Origin of the sequence: Proteus faecis, assembly GCF_030286765.1 — a bacterium.
Lineage (GTDB): Bacteria > Pseudomonadota > Gammaproteobacteria > Enterobacterales > Enterobacteriaceae > Proteus > Proteus faecis.
Genome location: NZ_JASVWV010000036.1, coordinates 1 through 4,242, shown reverse-complemented (window position 1 = coordinate 4,242; position 4,242 = coordinate 1). Strand labels below are relative to the sequence as shown.

3 protein-coding genes are annotated in these 4,242 nt (G+C 53.4%); 1 reads left to right on the top strand and 2 read right to left on the bottom strand.

Annotated elements, in window-relative coordinates:
* Positions 1-1,976 (bottom strand): two-partner secretion domain-containing protein (locus tag QSH13_RS18250; protein ID WP_286047532.1); only part of this gene is annotated, 1,976 nt, incomplete at its 3' end.
* 85 nt (positions 1,977-2,061) lie between these two features.
* Complete coding sequence (locus QSH13_RS18245) at positions 2,062-3,747, bottom strand: ShlB/FhaC/HecB family hemolysin secretion/activation protein (RefSeq protein WP_286047533.1); 1,686 nt, start codon at positions 3,745-3,747, stop codon at positions 2,062-2,064.
* Here QSH13_RS18245 and QSH13_RS18240 point away from each other — a divergent pair.
* Positions 3,716-3,892 carry a hypothetical protein gene (locus tag QSH13_RS18240; protein ID WP_242370568.1) on the top strand — a complete coding sequence of 59 codons (177 nt, stop codon included), beginning with the start codon at positions 3,716-3,718 and terminating at the stop codon, positions 3,890-3,892. The genes QSH13_RS18245 and QSH13_RS18240 overlap by 32 nt on opposite strands.
* Positions 3,893-4,242: the final 350 nt, after the last annotated feature.

The window sequence follows — 4,242 nt, the reverse complement described above, 5'->3', positions numbered from 1 at the left end:
ATGTCCCCGGCACTTTCCGCCCGGCCGTTCCGGTTACTCAGCGTTCCGGATACCGTCAGTTGCATCCCTTCCTGTCCGCGGGCAGACAACACGGCATCGTCATTCGTCAGTATCCCGGCTTCTGCGGTGATTTTTCCGGCCTGCGTATAGCCACCGGATAAATCCGCCTGCCCGGCTTTCAGCCGGAGAGCACCGGATGACAGCAACGCGCCCTGCTGTCCCTGAAGTACATTTGTCTGAAGGGATAACACACCTGCACCGGAAAGCTGCACCTTGCCCTGACGGTTATCCAGATCGCCGGTTTCGATACTCAAATCCCGTCCCGCAGCCGCAAGCGTACCAGAGCGGTTGTCCAGTACATCCGCTTTCAGATGAATTCGTCCGGCACTGGTGATACTTCCCCCGTTGTTACGGAGGGTATGCTGGCTGAGCAGCAGATCCTGTGTGCCCTCCTGGTTCAGAAGGCCGCCGGTATTCGTGATTTCCGGGGAATGTATAGTCAGTCTCCCTCCGGAAACCCGGCCGGCGGTATTATCGATGCCGGTTGCTGCCCGCAGACTGACAGTATCCTGCCCGCGTAATTCCGCACCGGCAGTGCTGATCCCACGTTCCGTCGCTGTCAGTGTGACGGCTTTTGCCTCTGTCCGGCTGCCACTGACATCCACGCCGGTTCCGGAGGCAACGATCTTACCGGCAGCTTTATTCTGTCCCCGGGCTTTCAGTTCCCCACCTGATGTCAGAACTAAATCGCCTTTTCTTCCGTCAGTTGTGGCTGCCGGAGCACCGGCCAGAAGCGTACTTTTTTCCGAACTGTGAATACCCGCTGCTGTCAGCCTGACATCCTGTCCGCCCCGGATAATCCCCTCATTATTCAGTGTTCCCGGTGCAGTCAGTTCAACGTCTCCTCCGGCCGTCAGGCTGCCGGTATTACGCAGGTCACCTTTCGCGGCGACGCTCAGATCCCCCTGCCCAGCCAGTACACCGCTGTTCACCAGTTGACCGTCAGCACGGAGTGACAATGTGCCGGCCATCGCCCCCAGCTCTCCGGCATTGCGTACGCCCACGCCTTTTTCGGTGCCTTCCATAATAATTTTACCGGCATACATTCCGCCCAGCGCCGACACATCCAGCGCAAACGCCGGCTTCCCGGCATCCTCACCGGGCTTAATCCGGGTGATATTACCCCGGGGATCGGTTTCGTTATGACCGGTGGTGATCCGCAGTTCACCGCCGACCTGCATCCGGGCGTTCACATTCACCGCCCGGGCAATCAGCGCAGTGTAGTCACTGTCCTCCGCCAGCAGTCCGCGCCCTTCAATACTGAGCCGTCCTTTGTCAACATCGAAACCTTTCAGTCTGCCGCCGTCCATCAGCGCTTTCCCGGCGGCCAGGGTCGTTCTTTCCGCATTGATAAAACCACAGCCATTGCAGGTAATACCGGACGGATTAGCGATCACCACTTCCGCACGACGCCCGGCAACCTCAATAAAACCATTCAGCCGGCTGGGATCACGGCTGTTAACTTCATTGAGAATGATCCTGGCCTCACCCTTTGCCAGCCAGGGATTACCGGTAATATTGCCGGCCAGACGGGTCTGTGTATTACTGTGACTGTTATTTAAAATGGCTCCCCGGCTGTCCACATCAAACTGTGTATACTGATTACGTGAAACCCCTTCCGGACCGGGCGTCTGAATATTCACCTGCGGCAACCCGTTTGCCGTGGAAATCACCGTCGCCTGCTGGTTTCCCGGCGCATTACGGTCAGCGACAATAGCGGAATAAGCAGGAAACGAGCACAAACCGGCAGCCAGCCAGATGGCAAAACAAACCGGGGACAGGGAGGCGATAATCCCTGCCGGAGCACAACGTCCGCGACGTGTATTTCCTCCCCGTCCGCGCCGGGCAATGTCAGCCACAACCATCAGCATGCCGCGGGCTTTATTAAAGACAATCCGGTAAAAAAGGCTGTTCATACAAAATCCCTGAATCTGGAGCCACCACACAGACATCAGCGGATGTCGTGGCTGTTTATCTATAAATGAATTATCCCTGCCTGTTTCACTGCCAGTTCCAGTTCACACTGAACGTGGTGACCACAGGGTCTGTTTTAAATCCGGCCGGTTTTGAGAGGGGGATCCCCACAGAAGCGTCATAACTCACGCCGGTATTCCCGAATGCGCCACGGATCCCCAGCACTGACCCCGCCAGATGTTGTCCGGTTAAATCACTCTGAGTGGTACTGTTACCGCTGACCTCCCCGTAATCGGCCCCGAGATAGAGCTCCTGCAAAGGCAGAGGTGTCTGCCAGGAGAGCGTGTTCTGTACCAGCCAGCCATCTGAGGCACTGAGCGTACGTTCGCCGTCAAAACCGCGCACGCTCCAGCGGTTGCCGATGGAAAACTCATCCTGCGGTGTCAGAGGGGTGGCGCTCATTTGCCTGCGCCAGGTGGTATTCCAGCTGAAAGACTGTTCCCCCAGAGAAAACGGTGCGGTCAGTGAGGCATTCCAGCTCAGAATTTTTGATAAGGCGGTGACGCCGCCATAATCATCCCAACCTTCTTCCGGGGCCGGCAGGGCGCCAAACCAGCGGGTACCCCGCTGATAGCTCACCCCGGCATCCAAGGTGGCTGCCCCGATATAATGGCGGTGGGATAACCCGATACGCCATGCACTGGTCCGGCGTTTCTGGGCGGTAATTTCCGTATCATCAATAAAATTACGGGTCTCACGCAGAAGAACGTCATAACTGGCCGTCGTACGGGAACTGGCACCACGATGTAACACACGGCTCAGTTGCAGATTCAGGGAACGGCTTTTACCACTGTAATGAATGTCGGTATATTTTCCGGCCACGGTCTGATAATAACGGTAATCGTTGAGGTTTATGCCGGCCAGCCAGTATCCCAGAGGAACCGAATAATGTGCGGAATAACTGTGGGTACTTTTATGACGCCCGCCAAATCCCAGATCCCGGCTTGCGGTGACATAAAACAAATCGCTGAAGGACAACGGATTATCCAGCGCCAGCATTACTCCGCCCTGATATCGCCCCGTGCTTTCCGTGCCGGAATCATCCACCCAGGCACCGGTACGCCAGTAACGGGACTGCGAGCGTTCAATCACAATATCACTCTGTCCGGGCATGTCACCGGGCTTCAGGACCATCCGTGCACTGACCGTGGGAAGGCGCTGAAGGTTTTCCAGCCCCTGTTCAATGTCCCGTAAATCCAGTAATTCCCCCTTACGGGCCGGGAACGCACTGTACAGCCGGATATAGTCATCACTGCCTGTATTCAGATAAATATCCCTGACCGTTCCCGGCACAATCAGCAGACGAAGCGTACCGGTTTTAAGATCCTGAGACGGTGCCAGTACACGGGTCGTGATATACCCGTGTCCAATCAGACGGTTCTGTAATGCACTCATCAGAAGATTAATTCCGTCAAGCCCCAGGCACTGCCCTTTTGCCTGATCGACAATACGCTGTACCGGGATCCAGTGAGGAAGCCCCCCGCTCCCGTCGGTTACAACCTGTGTGATCTGAAAACACGGTGACTCTGCCGGAAAAATAAGCCGGGAGGATACAGAGGACGGCGGGGATAAGCGTATATCCGGCGCTTTCGGCATCAGCGATGCTTCACGTGACTGTTGCTGTTGTTCCTGATGAATAAAAGGCTGTTCACCGGACCGGAATAACGGAGATGGAGTCTCTTTGGCTGATAAAGAGAAAGATACCGCACTCATCGCCAGAGAGAGAAACGGGAAAAAACATAACCGCTGTAACGGGGATAAAAAAGATAGCATCACAAATCAGTATGAGAATTTACGTTTCGTTACATTAATGAAATTAAATTTGACAAAACGTGCCTTAGATCAAATTTCAGGATAAAAGATCGAGTTAATGAGCTATTGCAAAGCAAAGATCTGAAATGAGACATCATTTCAGAATATTAATCTAAATCATTTTTTATGCACAAATTTTTTCTGTGTAAATTGATGTAAAAATAAAGAAAAACAGATAAAAAAACTGGACGCATGCAGTCCAAATCAGAAAAAACAAACGGTTAATTAAAAGAAAATGTCGATTGAGGATGCCGGAAACAAAAACCGAACGACTTTTAGTGATTAATCAAATATCAGCCAGTCTATGTATACTCATGAGCCTGATGACATCCCACCGGAAATGACTTCGGATAACACAATGGATGCGAGGGTGAGGAAAACCAGTATAAATATATA

What these genes read in the sequence shown, in the direction of transcription:
- QSH13_RS18245 (WP_286047533.1), bottom strand. Translation starts at nt 3,747, where the DNA reads ATGAGTGCGGTATCTTTCTCTTTATCAGCCAAAGAGACTCCATCTCCG.